This is a genomic window from Vibrio sp. 10N.286.52.F8 (assembly GCF_041468745.1).
GTDB classification, from domain to species: domain Bacteria; phylum Pseudomonadota; class Gammaproteobacteria; order Enterobacterales; family Vibrionaceae; genus Vibrio; species Vibrio crassostreae_C.
The window spans coordinates 1-22,015 of the sequence record NZ_JBFRJF010000002.1 but is presented as its reverse complement, the minus strand read 5'-3'; the positions used below and the strand labels follow the sequence as shown (position 1 = coordinate 22,015).

Here is a 22,015-nt window from a genome sequence, read left to right as displayed (position 1 = left end):
TCGATTGAGTACGCTAAATCGCCTGACACAGGTGCATCATCAACGGCAGTTACACTCACATCGATGTTGGCAGAGACCGTATCGGTGCCGTCTGATACATCGAAGCCGAAGTTTACGTCGCCATTGAAGTTTTCGTTTGGCGCAAAGGTGTAAGTCCCGTTGCCGTTGTCGGTCAGGATACCGTCGCCACCATCGTAGGTCACACCTTCAACCGTTAGGTTGTCACCTTCAATGTCTGTCGCACCAGAAAGGAGGTCAGCGTCGGTGAATACAAGAGTTCCGTCTTCCTCGATTTCAAACGTTTTATCTTCAGGAACAGGCGCGTCATTAATCGGGCGTACCGTTAAATCAATTGCGCTGCTAATCGTTTCTTGGCCGTCACTGATGTCGAAAGTAAGGTCAAGTTCACCATTAAAATCAGCTGAAGGAACAACGGTGAAAGTACCATCACCATTGTCTTGAACTGTTGCATCATCACCAACTTGAACGTTAGAAGCAACAAGCTCGTCCCCATCTACATCACTTGCGTATTCGAGTAATTGTTCTTGAGTGAATGTTATGGAGCCATCTTCATCCATGATGTAAGCCAGATCTTGTTCAGCTTCTGGCGCATCATTTTCACTTTCCACTTTGATTTTAAACGTTTCGCTTACCGTTTCAGAATCAAAGTCATCCTCTACTTCGCTAATGGTCTCTTCGTCAGAAGCTTGAACATCAACTGCAAACGTCTCTTCTACTGTTTGTGAATCTAGCTCATCACCAACTTGTTGGTCACCCGACTCTGAAGATGTCGCACTCGGCGCTGCTGAAGTACGCGCAGCTTGGCCTTGTTCTTCATTACCTTCAGCGTCTACACCACCTGTCGCAGCCTCTGCGATATCACCACCTACAGCTTGTGCGCCCGCTCCAGCACCGCCACCACTGCCAGCAGCGTTATCCGAGCCAGCTTCAGAAGCGGCTCCACCAACTACATTGGATTGTGCAGCGTCTGAACCTCCATCACTTTCTGGCGTCTCTTCTTGCACAGCCGCACCAGAAGCAGAGGCATCTTCAGCATTACCTGCACCACTCGGATTTTCGTCTAAAGCCTGGTTAACTTCGTCTGCCGCATCCGCATTTTCAGCACCCGTCGCTATTGTCGACGCAATCGTGTTTTGTTGATTTTGTTGATTCTGCTGTTGGGAGGGCGTACCCGCGTCGTTCGTGTCCGTTTGTTCTACCGCGTCATTTAGATCTTCATTTTGGTTGTTTTGGTTATTTTGGTTATTTTGGTTATTTTGGTTATTTTCGCCTGCCATTACAGCCTCCGTTGCTACTAGCTAACTGATCGTATTTATAGAGGCATTAAAGGACATCATTTTGAAAAACCAATTTTTTATACAACATTTTTCATAATTTCTTTTTAAAGAGAAAGAATCAAAAAAAATTTGAAAACTGCCTTTAAAGATCCTTAGTTATTGTGATTAAAGCAATTAAGGGAGTGGAGCGATGATAGACATGACGAATTTGTTGCGCTCGGTCGACAACAACCACAAAGGGCTGCAATTGCTATTAGGCGACTTTTACAATGACTTTTCTGACGCATCCCTAAATATAGAAGCGCTTCATAAAGGTAATCGTTTTGATGAACTCAACAGTTACTCAAAACGATTGAAGACCATCTTAACGTTGCTTTGCGACCAAGACCTTCCGCCAAAAATGGCCAAATTGGAACACTTGAGTAGACACGAGTTTCCTGCGCCGGAAGATCTAATAGAGGATGTAAAAACTGAATTGCACAACGTCAATCGACAAATCAACCACTTGTTGGATATTAAGGAAGTAATAGATGGCAAGTAACCGAGGTCAGTCATGAGCAATAACCAAATAGAACATCACCTCAGAAAAGCACTTGTTTCCAATAACGAGGCTTCTAAGGTCACAGCTGATGACACTATTGTGCTTGCTAGTGCCATGACCAGCGTTCACAAAACGTTGCTCATTATATTCTTGCTCGCTTTGGTCGCTATCGCCGTGGCGTCACAAGCACGTATTGACATTGTTGTTTCTGTACGTGGAGAACTGCTATTGGAATCGGATGTTGAGAAAGTTCAACATTTAGAAGGCGGGATATTAGAAGAATTGTTAGTCAGAAAAGGGGAAGTCGTTTATGAGGGCCAACCTATCGCTCGAATACGCTCACTTGACCGTAACACTCAACTTGATACCGTCAATACTGAAATTATTCAGATAGAGCTCGATAAGATTCGTTATGAAAGCTTACGCGACATGATAGAGCCTAACTTCGACGCTTTCATTGAGAAATACCCTGAGCAAGTTCAGGTCAACATGAATACCTGGAGACAAGAATTCTCTAAAAACCGTTCAAATGAAGAACTCATTACACACGATATTAAGCACAAGAACTCGTTGATCAGTTCAATGTTAAAGCGTCGCAAAAGTTCAGAGAATCAACTCTCTCTGATACGTAAGCAGCTCAACATCAAAAACACCCTCTATAAAGAAGAGATGGCGTCTTATGTCGACGTTCTTAACATGAAAGTACAAGAGTCGAATATGGTGCGTGAGATTGAGAACCTTGACGAATCTGTGATGAATGAGCGTTTCCAACTCGACAAACTGGAAAAGCAACACCGTGACTTGGTTGAGAATCGAAACTCTGAGTACCAAGCACAAATCATTCAAGCGAACAAAGACCTCAAGCTAAAGCGAATCTTACAACCGCAGCATTCCGACAAGGTTGATCGCCTAGTCGTCTACTCGCCAGTCGATGGTGTGGTCGATAAACTTCACTTCAATTTCCGTTCTGCTGTGATTCCGCCAGGAGAAAGTATCGCCGATATTGCCCCAATAAATAATTCGTTACACGGTGAAGCGAAGATCCCACGTAAAGACATGGGATTTGTCGAAATTGGTCAGGCAGTGAAAGTAAAAATGGATACCTATAACTTTGCAAAATACGGGTTTGTTGAGGGAACCATCGCCTCAATCAGCCGTTCATCATACGAAGAAGAAGACGCTGAATTCTATTTAGCTGAGATTGAAATTGACCGAAACTTTCTTGAACGAGGAGGCACTCAATACAAGTTATCACCTTACATGGAGTTTACCGCTGATGTGAAAACAGGCTCGCGTCGCGTGATCGAATACGCTGCGAAACCGGTGATGTCAGCCATCGAGGATGCTTTCGATGAGAGATAATCAATGAGCGGTAAACCTTCGTACAATATTTCCATACCCGCCCTACGTCTAAGCATACTATTTAGCGTGGTATTGGCTGCGCTCGCTTTCTATTTATACTTTTCTTGGTCAAAAATAGATTCAGTCGCACAAGTGCAAAGCGCCCCACTGCTCATACAAGCCCAGAAGCTTAATCAGACCATAGAACAAGATATTCAAACTCTGCAACAGTGTTTAAGTACCAACACTTGCGGCACTAACGAATTCAACCTGGTTAACTTGAAGCTTGAAATTGATGAATTTCGCTCTTTAGCCTCGTTGAACAAAACCGAGTTCAGCTTGGTTGGGGCAACTGAATACACACAACTGGAATTGGCGATTAATCGTTTCTCCGATAGCGCAAAAACACGTAACGACGTATTAGGCTTGTACCTTTCATTGACCAATAACTATCTGCAGATGGACGACAACTATCGCACCATGTTTAACAACCATGCAAATGACTTAATGTCAGAAAAAAACGAGTTCTTTATCTGGTTGTTTATGGTGGTCGTGATATTGGCTGTGATTACGATTCTATCCAACTCAGTTGCTATGTTGAAGCTAAAGAAATCCAGTTCTAACGAACGCGAAATCGACTATGAATTCGATGCCCTGTATCAAGAGCTGAAGCAGCTAGATTTACAACGTCTTGAAGAGCTTCTTAATGAAGTTAGCATCAACCCCAAGCAGCGTCAGATTTACTCTCATCTCAAACTTATTTTCAGTAAATTAGAAGACCAAAAGCGCAATAACGATCTCTACAAACAGTTGTATGCGCTGATCGGTTATGAGATTCGCGGAATTACAAACACCATCAACGGTGGCGTCCAATATCTGGTTCAAGAAACCGATGAAAACGGCGTGTTGATGGCGAACGATATTACCTCTGCGTGTAGCACACTATCTGAGTTAGCAGAAAACTATAATCGCTTGATATCACAGGGTACGGAAAGCAAGTCGAAAGAGTTCTCTTTACTGAGTGTGTTATCTGAATTAATGATTCATATCAGTGCCAAAGTACAACGTAATGAAAGCCAACTTGACTGTTTTATCTCTGACAACTTACCCAATCGTGTAGAAGGTCAATCCACCAGCTTGTTCTGGATATTGTTCCTGCAGCTTTCCAATGCCATTCAACTCAAATCAAATAAGAAACTGTTTGTAACGATTGAATCGGGTGCGGCTTCAGACATGGAAAATACCCGTGTCACCATCAACCTCAACTTCTTATCAACACTGGATGTTTCTGTTGCCAAGCTCAACAAACTCCATTGGAGCGCACACAAAGACCATACAGCCAGCACAGATGACTTAGCGAAAAGCGTTCTGAAGGATTACGGATATTACGAGAGCCACTGGTTCCAGTCAGGGGCTCAGGAACGTTTTCAGATCGAGCTTGATCTTAAGGCTAAGAACTTCCACACAGAGAAAACTCGCTTTGATGGCAAGCGTTTACTCTTGTGTGCTAATACTCAAGTTCGCATCGATGTGATGAAGAAAATGCTCAGTAACTTGGGGCTTGATATCACCGAGATTCGCACTGCAAATGAGCTTTTCTCAGCGGCGAAAACGTTCGGTGATTACGATGCGATAATGTTGACCGATACCTTTGAACCCAACAAGCTGCCGTCGTTGAGCAAGACGGTGAAATCTCAGCTTAAGAACCACCCAAATACCAAGTTACTGTTGTCAGTGACCAACACTCAGCAAGCACAAGAGTGTCATAGCTTCGTCGACAAAATCATCAACGCTCCTGCTATCCCTTACGAGTTCATTCCAAACCTACTCACCATTATGGAAGCGGAAGCATCGGAAGAACAGATGGAAAACAGCTCATTCCTTATCGTAGAGGATGACCGAGTTCAACAAATTTTACTGAAACGAATCTTGACCAAACAAGAATATGAACCAGACATGGTTGGCGATGGCGCCGATGCCGTGAAGCACTTTATGAACAAGCGTTCTGACATCATCTTCATGGATTGCATCATGCCGGGTATGGGTGGCATCGAAGCCACAAAACGCATTCGCCAATTCGAACAAGAAAACGAGAAAAACCCTTGTACCATCATAGGTGCAACCGCATTGACCAGCAGTAACGAACACCAGGCTTGTATTGAGGCCGGAATGGATTACGTAATCAGCAAACCTTATAAAAGCGACCAAATCATCAAGGTGATCAACAAGTATGTGGCGGTACAAAAACTTAACTAGCAGCATCATAGCTGCGCTTACATTAAGCACGACACCTTCAGCATCGGCGACTACCCTGCTTGAGGCGGTAGAACTCGGTCTGCAGAACAGCCTTTCTCTTCGGGCGAGTGATAAAGGGGTCGAAGAGAACGAGTACAACATTGGTATCAGCCGCTCAAAATTTCTTCCTTCCCTCAATGGTGCTGCCGATACCACATGGAATGAAAATGAAACCTTGCTATCAAGTGTGCCTGATGAAACTTCAAGCTATAACTCGAACAGCTACAGCCTTTCCCTTTCTCAATCGATCTTCAATCTGGGCGATATTTTCAAATATGGGACGGCAAAGCTCGACTTCAACATTGAAGAGATTAAACACGAGAACAAAATCCAAAGCACTATTTCAGAAATCGGCTCTCAATACTTTGAGTATTTGAAAAACAACGCACAAATTAAAGCGACCAAGGTAGAGCTTAAGTCGTCTGAGACGCGTGAACATCAAATGCGACGCAATGTGGAACTCGGCAATACAGCCGCCAGTGAGCTTTACGAAGTGATTGCTCAGAAAGAAGGTGTGTCGAATCGATTGAGAACCTTGCAGAAAGACCGTCGCGTCATTCTCAACGGGCTATCGATTCAGATTCAATACCCTATCACTCCGTCTCAAGATATCTACGAAAGTGTGCCTTTAAAAGAGATAAACGAAACCGAACAACGATCAATCATGGATCAAGCGTTAAAGCTCAACAACGACTTGTTAGTGGCTAAGAAAAACGTCGAGAGAAGCCGCAGAAGCTTAAAAGAGAGCGGTTCGAACTTCTTACCGACCGTATCGCTTTCAGCCAGCTATCGACACGATGACGCCAATAACTTCGACAAAACCGACATTACAGCGACAGGCGAAAGTAACTCAACCAGTGTTGGGTTAAACCTAGCAGTTCCTATCTTGTCTGGTGGCTCTGATTACTACGGCTATCAAAAATCATCGACGGCCATCGAACGTACTGAGCTGCTTTACCAAGATTCGCTTTACACCACACGTAACAGTGTGAATACCTCCGTGCTCAACATTAACGATTTCTCGCAGTCTATAAGCAGTTACGAAAACATCATTCGCGCCAACTACGCGTCTTATAAAGGGATCCAAAGAGCCTACCAATTGGGCACGCGTACTATCACCGACTTGCTGGCGGCGGAAAGTAAACTATTCAGCGCCTTAAGAGACTACGAAAGCGCACGATACGACTACATCATCGAGACCATCAAGCTTGAGCAAATTAAGGGAATACTCTCAATTCAATCTATCGAAAGCGTGATGCAATTAATGAGCGATATTGAGGGACGAGACAATCAAGATTTGGTGCCTAAACATCTTCTCTCAACGGAGTCGTTGAGGAAAGGAGGTCGCAATGCAAACTGAGCAGTTTTCGCAAAAGATCAACATGGCAGATAAGTGTTATCTGACTTTCTCAACGATAATATCGACCCTGTTTGGTTTGGTACTGCCCTTCTCCATTCTGATCATTTTTGACCGAGTGTTACCCAACCAAGCACAAGATACTCTGTTCTTATTGTTCGCGATTATCTTGATTTCTATCTTCCTCGACTATCACTTAAAAAATCAGGAAGAGAAGATTTCCTCTGTCATCATGAGGCAGTTTGAGACCAACTTAACCAATAAGGTATTTCAATCCATCTGTTTGGCGGAAATCTCTAAGTTCCGACGTTTGGAGCCAGGCGAATACCTAGAACGAATCTCAACCATTCCTGAATTGAAAACCTTCTTTGGTGGCGAATCGGTTCGAGCGCTTATCAACCTTGCCGTCAGCGTGATCACTATCCTCATCATAGGACTCATCAACATATGGGCTGGCATTACCCTTCTGATTGCCTCTGTCATCTTGGCTATTTTTGCGTGGAGCCTTTCCAAACAAAAGATTGGTAGTTTGCAGAATAAGTCAGACATCGAAGGGTTAACTACCTCCAAAATCATTGAGATCATCTCTAGCCCGCTTGATATCAAAGCTCGAAATATGGAATACCGCGTTGAAAGCCTGATGACACAAATGGTCGAAGAGCGCGAAGTTGAGAACATCAAATATGAGCAGATTGAATCTAACTTCAGCCTAATATTGGCGCTCATCCAACAGCTTTCTATAGCTTGTGTTGTTGTGGTACTGGCAACGGCCGTTATCAATATGGAATCTAGCCAAGGCATCATGGCCGCGATCATCATGCTAACCAACCGTTATTTTGCGCCTTACCAACAAGTGATGCGCACCGCGAGCCGTTGGGAGTTAAACAAACTCCATATTCAGCGTATCGTTGACCTCCTTGAATTGGCCGCCTCTGTTGAACACCAACATGAAACAACAGAAGTAGAACGTATCTCGGTTAAGTATTCTGAAAAGCAGCGTATCGAGTTCGAACTCGGACAAGCCTATTTGCTGACAGGGAAAAGTGGTTCAGGTAAGACCCACCTCGCTAACTGTATTACGCGTCAGAACAGTGATAGCAAACTAGATATCATGATTAACGACACGCCTTTGGATGACGTCAATTACAACGTTTGGCGTAACAGTGTTCTGATGGTTGATAAGACCAGTTCGTTCGTAGAAGGGACGATTATCGATAACCTCACCTGTTTCCGCCCAAGCTTGAATAACACGGCGTTTGCACTGTGTGAAACCATGAACATCAAAGCTCAAATTGATGGGCTTCCTGCCGGTTTTTATACAGAACTCAAAGGCCATATGCGTAACCCATTCTCACGCCAAGTTGGCTACGCCCTATTATTAGTTCGCGCCCTGCTCGCCAGTAAGCGCGTATTGATATTTGATGACATCGACTGTGTGTTTGATGAGGAATTTGCACGAATGGTTCTCACCAGTACGGCTTATCGAGCCAACGACAAAATCTTGATCATCGCCAGTAATAAAATGGACAAGCTTAACCATCGCCTCAAACGCGTAAAACTTACCGGAGGTGACCAATGAGTATCTTAGTCGACTTCAATAATGTACCGCAACGTGTCTTGGATTTTGAATCCAGCGGATACGACGAACGTTACAGTCAATCGCCACTTATCCGCGGTTTGGCCTACACCTTGATAGCACTCGAATGGGAAGGCACACCCGCGATACTCAGCGATGCTTTTATTCCGAAACACAAAGACAGCGACAGCTTTACAGCAACCATAGAGCGTCTTGGGTATCGCTGTGATGTGACCAAATTAAAGACACTCGAGAATATAGATAAACACCCTCAGCCATGCTTTATTGAAATAGAGAATCTAAGTGCGATTTTCTTAGGCACCAAAGATGGAAAGTTGCTGCTGTTTGATTACACGAACAACAACACCATTGAATACCCAATGTGCAAAAAGCCCTGTTTGCTGATTGCGATTAGCGAATATTCTCGTCTGTTCCGCGAGCCACCTCCGGAATCGCAAGACAGAAGCAATTGGATTAAATACGCTTTCTATCGTTATAACAATGAACTTAAAAGCCTGATCATTCTCAGCTTCGTCATCAGTATTCTCGGTGCATTGCAGCCATTCTTTATTATGAGTGTATATAACTTCGCACTGACTTCGAGCTCCGAAGCCACACTCTATTGGCTAACCTTATTCGCCATTATTGTCGGCTTCTCTGAATACTTTTTTAAGAAAATGCGCGTCAACATTATTGCGACCTCCGGTAAAGACCTCGCCGTGCACATCTCGCAAGCCGTTATATCTAAATTGCTTTGGCTACCCTATGCGATGACATCTACTGCTGGGGTCTCTTCTCAGCTAGCACGTTTGAAAGATATCGATACCTTCCGACGCTTGGTGACTGCCGAATCGACGCTCAGCTATTTTGATATGCCGTTTGTGATCGTATTTATCATCGCCATTGCTCTGATGTCTGGTACAGCGGCATTAGTGGTGATGGGTGGTTTAATCCTGATGTTAGTGTTCTGTATTTACTCTCGCTATATCTACTCGCAAGCCACATCCAAAAGTTCGCGCGCCAATGCGATGGTCTCGTATCAATGGAACGAAATCCTTCGTGGTATCAAAACAATCCAAGGCCTGCCTTTACTTCGTGTCGTTCAATCTCGATTCAGTGCATCGCATATGCAAAGCACCAGCGATGCAGAGAACGTTGCCGTGACTAACAGTAAGATTCAGGCCGCTGGTGGCAGTTTGATTCAAGTGATTGGTACAGCAAGTATCGTGACCGCGGTAATCGGCGTGATGGAAGGTACTTCTGATGCGGGTGCCATGCTCGCAACCGTTATTTTGGTTTGGAAAGCGTTAGGCCCAATCATGGGTATCTATAACTCAATTTCCAAGTTCCAATCGATCAAGGCTTCATCAGCACAGATAAACAACCTGATGTCGATGAATGACGACAAATTGACCTTAGAAAAAAGCCCACCTATTCGCCTGTTCCAAGGAAGCATTGTGGGCAGCGGAGTCAGTCACCGATATGCAGGAGCCGCAACGGGTTTAACTAACTTGGGGTTCAAAATCCCACCCAGTGCCAAAGTGGTCATTTGTGGCCCTACGGGCTGCGGTAAAACCACCTTAATTTCAATCATTGCTGGGTTAGAAGACCGCTATCAAGGCGCTGTATCTGTCGATGGTTACAACATTAAACAGTTCAATAGCTACCGTTATCGCACCTCGATTAACTACATCCCTTTCAATTTGCATATTTTTGAAGGCTCACTTGAGACCAACTTCATTTTACACAACGGACTGATTCCAACAGACAAGATGCAAGAGATGGTGAGCTTCTTCGAATTAGATGAATGGCTTCCGGAAGGCTTGGCTACTCAGTTAAGCGTGGATAAATGCAAAAGTCTTCCGAATGGAATTCAACAAAAACTGCGTCTGGTACTTGGCCTAGGTAACTGTGAGCAATCTCTGATTATTATTGATGAGCCATTCAATGGTGCAGAAAATGAAAATGCGCAGTACTTTAACCGTTTGTTCAGCGATAAGTTGCTGAATAAAACAGTCATTTTTTCGACCAACGACCCTGGTTTGATCGCAACATCAAACATGAGTTTAGTGTTAGAGCCGGATGGAAATTTGAAATATTTTGGCTTAACAGACAAATACTTAAACAGCTTAAGCTAAAACCTCAACGCTTAATCACAATTCGCTATTTAGGGAAATGGATATAATTGACAAATTCATAAGCGAGAGGGATGATTCGCCCCAATACCACAGGTAACAAGGAAGAATATGTACACATTCGTTGCAGACAAGCTTGATGTAGCTTACTTATCCGCAATTCCTGAAAACCACCAACTTCAGGAGTGCGATGTACCTGAAGAAGAGATGGAGCTTCGAGAGATCGTTGAGGTTTGGTATGAGTCTGCCTTCCTACCCGCTTTCAATCTTCAGAAAATAGACATTGAGAACAAAGCAGAGCTCACCATCGTACAAATGCACGTATTCAGCAATGATACGAGCACACTCGCCTTCTTACTAAAAAACAGAGTGTATCGCGCCGCACTTAACAGAATGCTCGGTATTTGGACATTAGAACCCTCTGCAAAAACCGTATTAGAGCAACTTCTTTTCGAATTAAGCCTCGATAACAATCGTCCTCATTAGTAAGCTTTTTAAGTGATTCATCAATAAGCATAAAATTAAACAAACTGCCAAACGCTATAAATTACTAATAAAAGAACGCATTTCAAAATAAGCTCTGGAATCACAAGAACTTATACCTCTCCCACACTTACGTAAAATTTACCGTTTCAAAGTTTCCATATCGGCATTTTTATTCTACTGTTTTTATATAACGACAGTTGGATGGATCCTTATATGGCGATTACGGTTTGGAATAACCTTTCAGTCAAACATAAACTCTTTGGCTTAGTTCTACTTCCCATTTCATTATTACTCTTCCTAGCAGGTAGACAGGCTTATATATTAACGACTCAGTTAACCGATTTTGAACGAACCAATCAGTTATCTGTCTATCTTCAAGATATTTCTATTTTGTATAGAAGTACCTTAGCCTCTAGCCCTGAAGAGTTTGCTACTCAAAGCAACCAAGTAAAGGCAGAACTTAAAAACCTGTCTCCCATCATTTTTTTAGACGCATCTGGTGAAATGAATCAACTTGTTGCCGATTTCAGCGAAGCGACCTTATCGACGATGCAAGTGACTGACACTTACGATAAATTGGATGCCCTCGAATGGCAGAGCGATTTATACAAGCAACTGTTACTTGAAGTAGAGAAAGTCCCTTTTGAAAACACTAAACGTGAAATTCAACAGCACCTCACTGCCCTTAAACAACTTGAGTGGTTGATGTTTTGGTCGAACGAAGAGTTCAAGCTTGGTAGTTCACTGATTGAGACCTTCCAAATCAGCCAAGAGTACGACCCAGAACTCGCCGAACAGATCAAAACCTTGAGTGAAAGACAGCAATTGTTCTTAGAGCGCTTTGTTTCATTGAACGCCAACGAACATCAAGTTTCTTTGATGGTTGAAGTGTTTCGAAATGATGTGTTCGCTCAAAGCCAAGAGATAAGAAGCGCGCTACTCGACCTAAATACAATCAGCCAACTGACGCCACAAGAAGTGTCTGTCGGCTTAGAAGCGATGAGCGCACGGCTCAACTTATTACAAAGCCTTGGCGGCGTAATCAAGCAAGAGTTTCAACAAGAAGTTGAGCAAGCCATCTATGACGCGCAAATACAACGAACCCTGTTTATTTCAATCGTCGCTTTGCTGGCTGCGATTGTTATGGGTTTAACTCTTAGCTTGGCGAGACAAGTCACTAACAACCTTAATTTGGTGTTAGCTTTCTTAAAAAGCGAAAATGATGACACGCGCCCTTCTTTAGATAAATTAATCCAAGGTAAAGATGAACTCAGTCTGTTTGCTCAGCAAGTTGAACGATTGACCATCGAACGAGAGCTCGCGAAAGAGAGATTGACGGTAGCAAAAGAAGACGCAGAGAGAGCCAAAGAGGATGCCGAACACGCGAAAGACAACGCAATACAAGCCAGCAAAGCAAAAAGTAGCTTCTTGGCCAACATGTCTCATGAAATTCGCACCCCGCTCAATGGTGTTATTGGTATTTCGGAAATCCTCGCAGATACGCCGCTTACACCGACACAACGTGACTATGTTGATACGATCGAAACTTCATCCCAACTGCTCCTTAGCTTAATCAACGATATCTTAGACTTCTCTAAAATTGAGTCTGGCATGCTATTAATCAGCCCGCATTCTGCATCGATTAGAGAGTCGATATACGACATCGCCTCTATTGTGGCACCAAAAGCGAAAGAACAAAGAATATCGATTAACGTTGATATCAGCCCAGATACACCAGCACGCGTGATGATAGACGATCACCGTTTAAGACAGATCTTGATGAACTTTATGTCGAATGCGGTGAAGTTTACGGCTGAAGGTGGCGTCACATTATCAATTCAAACGCTCAACAAAGCAGATAACAATGCCACCATTCGATTTGCTGTACGAGATACGGGTATTGGTATCGCTTCACTGCAACAAAAACAGATATTTGAACCGTTCGCTCAAGAAGACGATTCAACCACACGTCAATTTGGTGGTACTGGTCTTGGTCTAGCCATCAGTACACAGTTGGTAGAGCTGATGGGTGGTCAAATTCAACTCGACTCCGTCAAAGGTGAAGGAAGCTGTTTCTACTTCGACTTGGTATTGCCTGTTGACTTGATACTGCCAAAACCAAGTACAGCAACGGCTGATATTTATGTGCTGGGTAACGAAAACATGCTCTCCGAGCGAATCGAGTCCGACCTTAACCTTTATGGTTTGAAGGTTACCGATAAAACGAATGATATAACGGCAATTACAGAGCAGCTCTCCACTCAAAAACACACTAAACCTATTACTGTTGTTTTCGCCGAAGATGACGCATTCCTAGCTAATACCCACGCAGATAACTTAGAAAAGCTGCACCAAAACGGCATCACTATCTGTTTGATACGTTCCTTCTTAAGTGAGCCAGCGAATCTTGGTGACAGCGTTACTGCACAAGTCGCACAGCCCCTACTCGGCTTGCGTTTAATTAAAGCTATTGAGCTTTGTGATACACGAGGTTTGGCGGAACTATCAGAAGCAAGCCAGACATCAGTCGAGATCCAACACAAAATCCTCATCGTTGAAGACAACAAGATCAACCAAAAAATTGCTGGTCTTCATGTCGGTAAAAGTGGTTTTGAATTCGAGTTCGCTAATAATGGTCAAGAAGCTGTGGACATGTTCACCGCTAATCCTCATTACGCGGTGATACTCATGGACTGCATGATGCCGGTTATGGATGGCTTTGATGCAACAAGCAACATCCGAAGAATTGAAAAAGAAACAGAAGCGACGCGACGCATCCCTATCATTGCATTGACCGCCAGTGTCATCGATGACGATATTCAGAGGTGTTTCGACGTTGGTATGGATGACTATGTACCAAAACCATTCAAGTTCGAAATGCTTAAAGAGAAAGTACTCACCGCGGTAGAAGCTATGCCACTACCAGCTTCCTATAAAGCTCAACCTAAGAAACAACCTGCAACTGTCACTCCAATTATCAACGGGGCTGCGACCAAACGTACTTTGCCTGAAGAAGCGGAACAAAACGCAATTCCGAGCAAATCAGAGAGAATCTTGCTAGTCGAAGACAACCGCGTCAATCAAAAAGTAGCTTCTATCATGCTGAAGAAGGCCGGATATGCCTTTGAAATTGCAGACAACGGACAAATTGCCGTTGATATGTACCAGAACGACAGTAGCTTCGACATTATTTTGATGGATTGCATGATGCCTGTTATGGACGGTTTCACGGCAACTAAGGAGATTCGAGAACACGAGAAAAACCAAGGCTTAAGCAAAACTCCTATTATCGCGTTAACCGCTAGTGTTATCGATGATGATATTCAAAAGTGCTTTGATTCCGGAATGGATGGATACGTAGCGAAGCCCGTAAGAAAAGAAAAGCTATTCCATCAAATAGAAAGTGCGACTTGTTAGGAGATACCTCATGGATTGGATTAGAACAATAAAAACACTTCCCCGCAGAGTCATGTTGCCAGTCGCGGTAGGGCTATTAGGAAGCTTGCTTTTTCTAAGCCCTGCTCACGCCGCTGAAGATTATGCCATATTTTCTTTAGACTCCGGATTTGAAGAGATATCAATAAACAAAGCGCGAAAGCTCTATAGAGGGAAAACTAAGCACCTCAATGGCAAACGTGTTGAACTGTCTGATTGGCCTGAGAACAGTGCCGAAAGAGAGGACTTTTATCAGCTTTTGCTTGGAAAAAATGCCGCTCAAATGAATGCACACTGGGCTGGTTTATCTTTTTCAGGAAAAGCGCGTTATCCAAGAGAAATCAAAACGGCGTCAACCGACAGCTTAGTCGACTGGCTTGATGACAAACCAAACCGTATTGGTTACTCCCCACTCTCTTCGGTTCCTCAAAATGCCAACGTTCTCTACGTTATAAGTTCGGAGAAATAATATGAAAAGAATAATTACGTCAGTGTTATGTGCCTCAATGGCCTCTCCGGCTTTTGCGAATATCGAACTTACCGATAATTTATCCTTGAGTGGCTTTGGCTCAACGTCTTGGGCAACATCGGATAACGATAATCCATTAATCATCAACCGCGGTTTTACTGATGAGAGCTGTTACGACTGTGATACCACATTTGGTGTTCAACTCGATTACTTCTACAACTCATTCAAAGCTTCCGTGCAAGTTGTTAAGCCACCCCAATATGATTGGAGTGAGCCGCAGCTAGAGTGGGCTTACTTAGGTTATGAATTTAATGACTTTGATGTCAGCATTGGTCGATTACGACTACCATTATTCCTTGCCTCTGAGTACTACTATGTGGGCCAAGCCTATATGACAGCAAGGCCACCGACAGAGGTGTATAACAGCGTTCTCGGAGTCACAGCTTTCAACGGTATAAAAGTGAGCTGGACTCACGATGTCAGTGACGAAGCTACTCTTTTACTTACTCCGTTTATCGGCATAAAAGATAAAAATGACGTAGATTTCAACTCGACTACAAAACTGGAATTTGAAACCAATCGCATGTTCGGTGCCAATCTTCAATTGAGCGGTGAAAACTATCGTTGGAACTTGTCATTCCTCGACTCCAATTTTGATCAAACCGTTTCTGGCACGATTACAATCCCTGGGACTTCGATAACAGCTCCATTCAGTAGCAAACAAGACAACCAACACATTCAACTTTGGTCGTTAGGTGTTGAGTATGAATTAGGTCAAGCGGTGCTTGCAAGTGAAGGACAGATCAGTGACATCTCGTCCTCGATGTACGCTAGTTTGGGCTACAGACTAGATTTATTCACTCCATACGTCGTTTACGGAGCAGAGTTTGATTCTCACGAACACCTAACAGGAAACAGCTACCTAATTGGTGTGGATTACGATGTGTTACCTAACGTCTCCATCAATGGCGAAGTGCAATATTTTGAGGCTCGTAAAGCAAACGGTGCCTTTGTTGAGAATTTCAATGCACTTACTGGTTTTGATGACAAAGATGCCGTCCTTTATACGATCATGTTGAGTTTCGTCTTCTAACCCGAATCCTTTTCCAATTACGCCAGACGAAACTGGCGAAGAGTTTATGGTAAGTGCAACGAATCCATATGTAAGCAGCACTGGGTATTCGGTACTCAAGCAAGGAGGTAATGCAGTCGATGCAATGGTGGCGATGCAGATGACAATGTCGGTGGTTGAACCGGATATGACTGGGATTGGCGGCGGTACTTTTGCGCTGTTTTACCAAAAAGACAAAGACCAAGATTGATCGCACCAAACCTTATGACCCAACGGGTTTGCTCGTCGAAAAGAAAACCTACGCCGAAATGTTAGTACCAGAGTTCATGCAGATCGGTTATCCGGTGCATGTCATTCCAGTCGTCAGTGGCTTGAATGCCATTGAAGTCAAAGATGGCAAGATCTATGGCGCGACCGACAGACGCCGTGCATCAAGCTCTATGGGTGAATAATAAAACGAAATGGGCAAGTAACAGGCTTGCCCTTATTTTGTCTTTAGTTGCTTGAACCTCGTCTAAGCAGTTCATGGATGCGAAAAAGCCAGTCGAACGTGTCGACTGGCTTTTCATTATAGGCTTCGCTAATTACTCATTAGGATATTATGAGCTTGGCGCTACTCGTTTATCTTTCAACTGATCAATAACATAGTCAGGAGCTACTTTACCTAGCTCACCTAAGCAATCATCGGTCTTTTCATTTCCGTAGCGCACATAGATATCGCATACCGCGTATAGCTGCTCTGGAGAACCAGAGATCAAATATGCTTTCTCGAACGATTTAGTCGACTTGTCGATATCCAACTCTTCTTGTAATACCCCATTTAGGTACCAGTAGTAGCTGTTATCTTTCGCTAGCTTCGCAGCCACTTCAATCTCTTTGGCTGCCGCAGTTTTGTCTTCAAGGCGAACCAGAGTCAACGATTTCGAATAATGCAGAGCGGCGTTGTTTGGCACGCTCTCCAAACCACGATCTAATACTTCGACTGCTTGCTTATCTTTGTTCTGAGCTCGAAAATTATCTCCGTAGCTCAACCAAACTTGCGCTTCTTTTGGATGCGTATTGATCAGCTCTAGATAAACCGTTTCCGCTTTATCCCATTCATTGTGCCAACGAAGCACATCAGCAAACAGTAATTGGTACTTTTCAGATTCTTGCGTTTCCAAGAAGCTAATAAGCTCTATGACTGGTGGTTCAATTTGTGCTTTCTGCTCGTCATCCAATGCATTGAAGTCACGGACTAGGTTTGACGTTGCCGTATGGCGAACCATGGTATCGCTGTCTTTTAGCAAGGGTGAAACTAACGCCCAGCGATGTTCAAGTTGGTAAGGTTCAGAACCGATAACCGCCGCTTCACGAACTTCAGGGTTTTGATCTTTTAAGCCTCTTGCCACCGCCACCAGCGCATTTTGGCTTGGATATGAAGCAAGCTCTTGCAGTGCACCAGTACGATTTTCAACAGATTGATTCTGATCTTGTGCCATGTAAGACAACTGTTGAATGCGGGTTTGAGTGTCCGTCATTTCAAGCACTTGATTGATATTTTGTGCTGGCGCGTCAACCGTTTGTTGAACGCTATTCGCAGCCATCGCAGACGTTGAAATTAATGCGGACGTTGAAATCAATAAAGCAACAGCCGTCGCTAAACTCTTCTTCATCATAGTATTACCTTAAACTGGAGAACTTAGCCTGTCCTTAGACTCGTATCTGATTAAATTTATCTTGGACCTGTTGATCCAAAGAACGAGTTAAAACTTGGTCTCGAACGTAGCTTGTTGCGCCTGTTTTGCTCGATGCGCCATCAATACTGAGTCACTGAATTTGCCATGAGCAACCGGATGCCCCATCGCACGAGCGATATAAGCCATCGACTTGTCGACATGAGAAAAGAACTTGTGCCAACCTGCACATAAGTAGTTCAAGCCCGGTTCGCCTGCGCGAGTTTTGATAAAGCGGTTTTTAGGACATTCACCATGACAAGCAAACTTGTAATCACACTGCTGACATTGACTGGTCAGTGTACGGGATTTAGCAAAACCAAACTTTTGCTGTGGTGCGCTGTACGCCAAATCATCAAGTTTCTCGTGATGAATATTGCCAATCTTGTATTCAGGGTAAACATAATGGTCGCATGAGAATACGTCGCCATTAGGCTCCATCGCGAGGCCTTTACCGCAGATTTCATTCAGAGTACAAAGCGGGTTAGGACGCCCTATCCATGTTTCTAAACTGGCTTCAAAATACTGAACGAACACTTTACCGATGTCGTTCTTCGCCCACTCATCAAATACAGAAATATGGAAGTTACCCCAAGCCAAATCCGACACACACCACGATTCCATGATCGAGTCTTTATGGCCGGGGATCAGGCGTTTGTCGCCTTGTTTGAGCTGCTCGCTCACTTGAGACGTTTGTGGCGCAACCGTTCTAAAGGTTTTTTGCTCAACGATAGGGATAAACTGCATTTGCGGTGACTTCACCACATCACGTAGGAAGCGATACACCTCAAGTGCATTTTGACTGGTGAGGTTATTCACACAAGTAAGCGTTGCGAATTTCACTTGGTGTTTGTGCAGCAGTTCAACGGCCGCCATCACTTGTTTGAATGTACCACGGCCTGCTCTGTTGACACGATACGCGTTGTGCAGCATTTCAGGGCCATCAATACTCAAGCCGATTAGGAAATTGTTCTGTGCTAAGAATCGGCCCCAATCGTCATTGAGCAGTGTGCCATTGGTTTGCAGGTCGTTTGAAATCAACACACCTTCAGGTCGGTACTTTTTCTGTAGTTCAACCACTCTTTCAAAGTACGCTAAACCCAGCATGGTCGGTTCACCGCCCTGCCATGAGAAGATAATTTCAGGCGTATTTTGACCTTCGATGTATTGTCGGATGTAGGTTTCTAACGTCTCATCATCCATTCTTGGAGAACTGCCTTTCTTGTACTCCAACAAATCTTGCTTACTTAGGTAATAACAATATTTACAGTCAATGTTGCACGCTGCGCCAATTGGCTTAGCCATAACATGCAAGCGTTTAGACGCTTTACCATTGTATTGTGGACCTTGAGTAATATGCATGATTTACCTACCTATTTTAGTATTCTGGACCCATCATAATTCCTATTCGATCAGGTGACATGTTATACCCTTTATAACCAATAGGAATGACCTTAAACGTTAGAATTAGACCCTATTTCGAACATCTGAGACACGCGATGAAATTTCTTAATTACAAACAGTTAGCAACAATTAGCAGCGTCACCATGACTATCCTTCTGAGTGGCTGTGCAAGCGTGCCTACACACCCCATCGCCCAACAAATTGACCAAGAGATGGTGTTGGTTGAAGGCGGCACATTCACCATGGGGTCGAACGGTCCAGAAGCGACCAAAGCAGAGCGTCCTGCACGTAATGTAACTGTAGATAGTTTCTATATTGCGAAGTTTGAGGTGACTCAAGAATTGTTCGAATCGGTGATGGGCTCATCTCTCAGTTATTTCCAAAACCCACAAGTTCCGGTCAATAACTTAAGTTGGCAACAGGCGAACTACTTCGTTGAACAATTGAACGAACTTACAGGTGAAGAATACCGTCTGCCGACTGAAGCTGAATGGGAATTTGCAGCGAAAGGTGGCAACAAGAGCAAAGGCTATACTTACAGTGGTTCCAATAACTTAGATGATGTTGCGTGGTACTCAGCAAATTCTAAAAATAGCGCACATCCAGTCGGGCTAAAGAAGCCAAATGAACTAGGCTTATATGACATGACCGGAAACGTGGGTGAGTTTGTGATTGATGCCTTCGATGACACCTTCTACCGATTCGGTCCAACAGACAATCCTAACAACGCAAAACACAGCGACGTTGGTTTATCACATAAATCGGTTCGCGGTGGCAGCTTTGCTTATGACGAAAATGAATCTGAAAGTTACCGTCGCGACTTCGCAAGCCAATCGATCACTATGTCAGATATGGGCCTGCGTTTAGTTAAGGATACGAACTAAGGCTCTGAACTAGCTAGAGATGCGAACTAACTAAAGATGTGAACCAGCTAAATGTGCGAACTAGCTAAAGGTGCCGACGGTTATGACTCAATAATCTTCACAAACAATCCTAAAAATACGATTCGCACTGTACACACGTTGGAAATCTGACCAAACATTAGAACTCAGCGGCAACAGCGAATAAGGAAACTCTATGCAATACACCAAGCTTTCAGGACTAACCCTCGCGTTACTCTGCGCTCTCCCAGCTTCAGCTGAGGAAAAGCCAAATCTAGTCCTTCAAATCACGGTAGATGGCCTGCGCGCAGATCTAATCGAACGATATAAGCACAACTTCGGTGAAGGCGGTTTCCGGTACTTAATGGATGATGGTACCTACTACACCAACGCAAACTACCAACATGGCAACACGGAAACGATCGTGGGCCATGTGTCGCTTGCAACAGGTGCTCCACCGAGCGTACACGGCATGGTAGGTAACGTTTGGTATGACCGTAGCGAAGAACGTTTGGTGTATAACGTAGAAGACGGTAACTACCAAATGCTGACCTCTGGTGCAGGTGTCGATAAAGCAACAGAGATCGACCCAACGCAGAAGACAGCACAAGGCGATGGCCGCTCTCCAGAGCCAATACTCTCCACCACGTTTGGTGACGAACTGACGATTTCCAATAGTGGCAAATCAAAAGTATTCGGTGTATCAGTGAAAGACCGCGGCGCAATCTCATTGGCAGGACACAGTGGTAAAGCCTTCTGGTTCTCCAAAGCACAATCGGAGTTTGTCACCAGTAACTATTACTATGACGAGAATCCAGATTGGGTATCACGCTGGAACGAGAAAGCGATTGCTGCTCAGTATTCCAAACAGAAATGGGAGCTCTCATTACCGCGTGATAAGTACACGTTGCAAGAACACGATACCGAACACAAAGTGAAACTCGGTGACTTCCAACGCACCTTCCCTCATCCTTATGGCCCGGCAAGTTACAAGTACTACAGCACAACGCTAACCGTCAGCCCTGCTGGTGACGAAATCACGGAAAACTTCGCTAGCACCTTGTTGATGCAAGAGAAGCTTGGCCAAGGCGACGTAACCGATTATCTGTCAGTGAGTTTCTCATCAAATGACTACGTGGTGCACCTTTACGGCCCTGAAAGCCTAGAAACAGAAGACAACCTTATCCGACTTGATAAGACTCTCGCTAAGCTTTTCAAAACCGTGGATAACCAAGTCGGGCTAGAAAACACATTGATTGTGCTGTCTGCCGACCACGGTGTACCTGAATCTTCACCTGCGGCAAATGCGCTTGGTTTCAATCAAGCTCAATACTTCAATAAAGACACACTACTCTCGAGTGGTGTTGAGAAACGATTGAAGGATGAATTTGGTTTAACCAAAGACGCGATTCGCTTGTACGCACAACCTTACATCTATCTGAATCATGATCTGATCGCTGAGAAGAAGCTTGATCTAGCTAAGGTCCAAGAAGCTATTGCGGATGAAATTGCAAAAGTGAAAGGTGTTGCGTTTGCTGTATCAAGTAGTGACATTGCGGCTAACCGAGTACCGGATACGCATGTGATGCAGCTAATTAAAAACAACTACCACCCTGCTCGTTCTGGCGACGTGTACGTAGTATTTGCACCGCGCAGCTACATTAACGACATGGAAGGCCTCCAAATTGCCTCTACACATGGTTCTCCGTGGAAATACGACACTCATGTGCCTGTGATCTTTGCAGGCTACGACGTTGAAGCTAAGAAGGTATCGCGACCAGTGACGCCATATGACATTGCGCCAACGCTTTCGAACAAACTGGGTATCACCCAACCAAGCGGGTCAATCGGAGAAGTGCTGCAAGAGATCACTGAGTAGACTCAATCTCTAAGGTTTCGTGAGCTAGATTTCGAATCCAGCACCCACTCAATAAAAGAGCCGTTTATCTGTTTCTGACTCACTAGGTCGAAACAAATAAGGTTCATCGCGCATTAGCGGGAACTAAAAAC

16 protein-coding genes and 1 pseudogene are annotated in these 22,015 nt (G+C 44.1%); 14 read left to right on the top strand and 3 right to left on the bottom strand.

Annotated features, from left to right (window positions below; all coding sequences use genetic code 11):
* A partial coding sequence (locus tag AB4133_RS00330) for a cadherin-like domain-containing protein (RefSeq protein WP_372223762.1) occupies positions 1-1,298 on the bottom strand: 1,298 nt, incomplete at its 3' end.
* A 190-nt stretch (positions 1,299-1,488) separates the two neighbouring features.
* Here AB4133_RS00330 and AB4133_RS00325 point away from each other — a divergent pair.
* The 12 genes and pseudogenes from AB4133_RS00325 to AB4133_RS00270 form a co-directional block, all read left to right on the top strand.
* A complete protein-coding gene (locus AB4133_RS00325; protein WP_372223760.1) occupies positions 1,489-1,839 on the top strand; it encodes a hypothetical protein in 351 nt (116 codons plus the stop codon).
* A 12-nt stretch (positions 1,840-1,851) separates the two neighbouring features.
* Entirely contained in the window at positions 1,852-3,201 is a 1,350-nt protein-coding gene (locus AB4133_RS00320; RefSeq protein ID WP_017060459.1) for an HlyD family type I secretion periplasmic adaptor subunit, read from the top strand.
* Between the two features lie 3 nt (positions 3,202-3,204).
* The gene (locus AB4133_RS00315) at positions 3,205-5,436 is read left to right on the top strand and encodes a response regulator (RefSeq protein WP_102332850.1); all 2,232 of its coding nucleotides are present in this window, start codon (positions 3,205-3,207) and stop codon (positions 5,434-5,436) included.
* Complete coding sequence (locus AB4133_RS00310) at positions 5,411-6,835, top strand: TolC family protein (RefSeq protein WP_017064679.1); 1,425 nt, start codon at positions 5,411-5,413, stop codon at positions 6,833-6,835. Before AB4133_RS00315 ends, AB4133_RS00310 begins: the two co-directional genes overlap by 26 nt.
* Positions 6,825-8,411 (top strand): ABC transporter transmembrane domain-containing protein, encoded by a 1,587-nt coding sequence (locus AB4133_RS00305; protein ID WP_017060462.1) that lies wholly within the window; start codon positions 6,825-6,827, stop codon positions 8,409-8,411. Before AB4133_RS00310 ends, AB4133_RS00305 begins: the two co-directional genes overlap by 11 nt.
* The gene (locus AB4133_RS00300; protein WP_372223759.1) at positions 8,408-10,546 is read left to right on the top strand and encodes an ATP-binding cassette domain-containing protein; all 2,139 of its coding nucleotides are present in this window, start codon (positions 8,408-8,410) and stop codon (positions 10,544-10,546) included. The genes AB4133_RS00305 and AB4133_RS00300 overlap by 4 nt, the downstream gene beginning before the upstream one ends.
* 108 nt (positions 10,547-10,654) lie before the next feature.
* A complete protein-coding gene (locus tag AB4133_RS00295) occupies positions 10,655-11,029 on the top strand; it encodes a hypothetical protein (protein WP_017060464.1) in 375 nt (124 codons plus the stop codon).
* 213 nt (positions 11,030-11,242) lie between these two features.
* Complete coding sequence (locus AB4133_RS00290; RefSeq protein ID WP_372223758.1) at positions 11,243-14,446, top strand: response regulator; 3,204 nt, start codon at positions 11,243-11,245, stop codon at positions 14,444-14,446.
* A gap of 10 nt (positions 14,447-14,456) precedes the next feature.
* A complete protein-coding gene (locus AB4133_RS00285) occupies positions 14,457-14,933 on the top strand; it encodes a hypothetical protein (RefSeq protein ID WP_017060466.1) in 477 nt (158 codons plus the stop codon).
* 1 nt (position 14,934) lies between these two features.
* Entirely contained in the window at positions 14,935-16,026 is a 1,092-nt protein-coding gene (locus AB4133_RS00280) for a porin (protein ID WP_136975017.1), read from the top strand.
* Between the two features lie 46 nt (positions 16,027-16,072).
* Positions 16,073-16,255, top strand: coding sequence for a gamma-glutamyltransferase (locus AB4133_RS00275; RefSeq protein WP_029222748.1), 183 nt, complete (start codon positions 16,073-16,075; stop codon positions 16,253-16,255).
* A pseudogene (locus AB4133_RS00270) lies at positions 16,245-16,457 on the top strand (gamma-glutamyltransferase); the annotation flags it as partial. The gene AB4133_RS00275 and the pseudogene AB4133_RS00270, both read left to right, overlap by 11 nt.
* Positions 16,458-16,604: 147 nt before the next feature.
* On the opposite strand, the gene AB4133_RS00265 reads toward AB4133_RS00270, so the two are convergent.
* Together AB4133_RS00265 and AB4133_RS00260 are read right to left on the bottom strand one after the other, a co-directional pair.
* On the bottom strand, positions 16,605-17,663 hold the full coding sequence (locus AB4133_RS00265; protein WP_372223756.1) for a hypothetical protein: 1,059 nt from the start codon (positions 17,661-17,663) through the stop codon (positions 16,605-16,607).
* An 87-nt stretch (positions 17,664-17,750) separates the two neighbouring features.
* Positions 17,751-19,082, bottom strand: coding sequence for an anaerobic sulfatase maturase (locus tag AB4133_RS00260; RefSeq protein ID WP_372223754.1), 1,332 nt, complete (start codon positions 19,080-19,082; stop codon positions 17,751-17,753).
* Between the two features lie 137 nt (positions 19,083-19,219).
* Between AB4133_RS00260 and AB4133_RS00255 the strand changes: the two genes are divergently transcribed.
* Together AB4133_RS00255 and AB4133_RS00250 are read left to right on the top strand one after the other, a co-directional pair.
* Positions 19,220-20,008, top strand: coding sequence for an SUMF1/EgtB/PvdO family nonheme iron enzyme (locus AB4133_RS00255; RefSeq protein ID WP_136982108.1), 789 nt, complete (start codon positions 19,220-19,222; stop codon positions 20,006-20,008).
* 193 nt (positions 20,009-20,201) lie between these two features.
* Positions 20,202-21,884: an alkaline phosphatase family protein gene (locus AB4133_RS00250; protein ID WP_372111576.1), complete on the top strand. Its 1,683-nt coding sequence runs from the start codon at positions 20,202-20,204 to the stop codon at positions 21,882-21,884.
* The last annotated feature ends 131 nt before the right edge of the window (positions 21,885-22,015 follow it).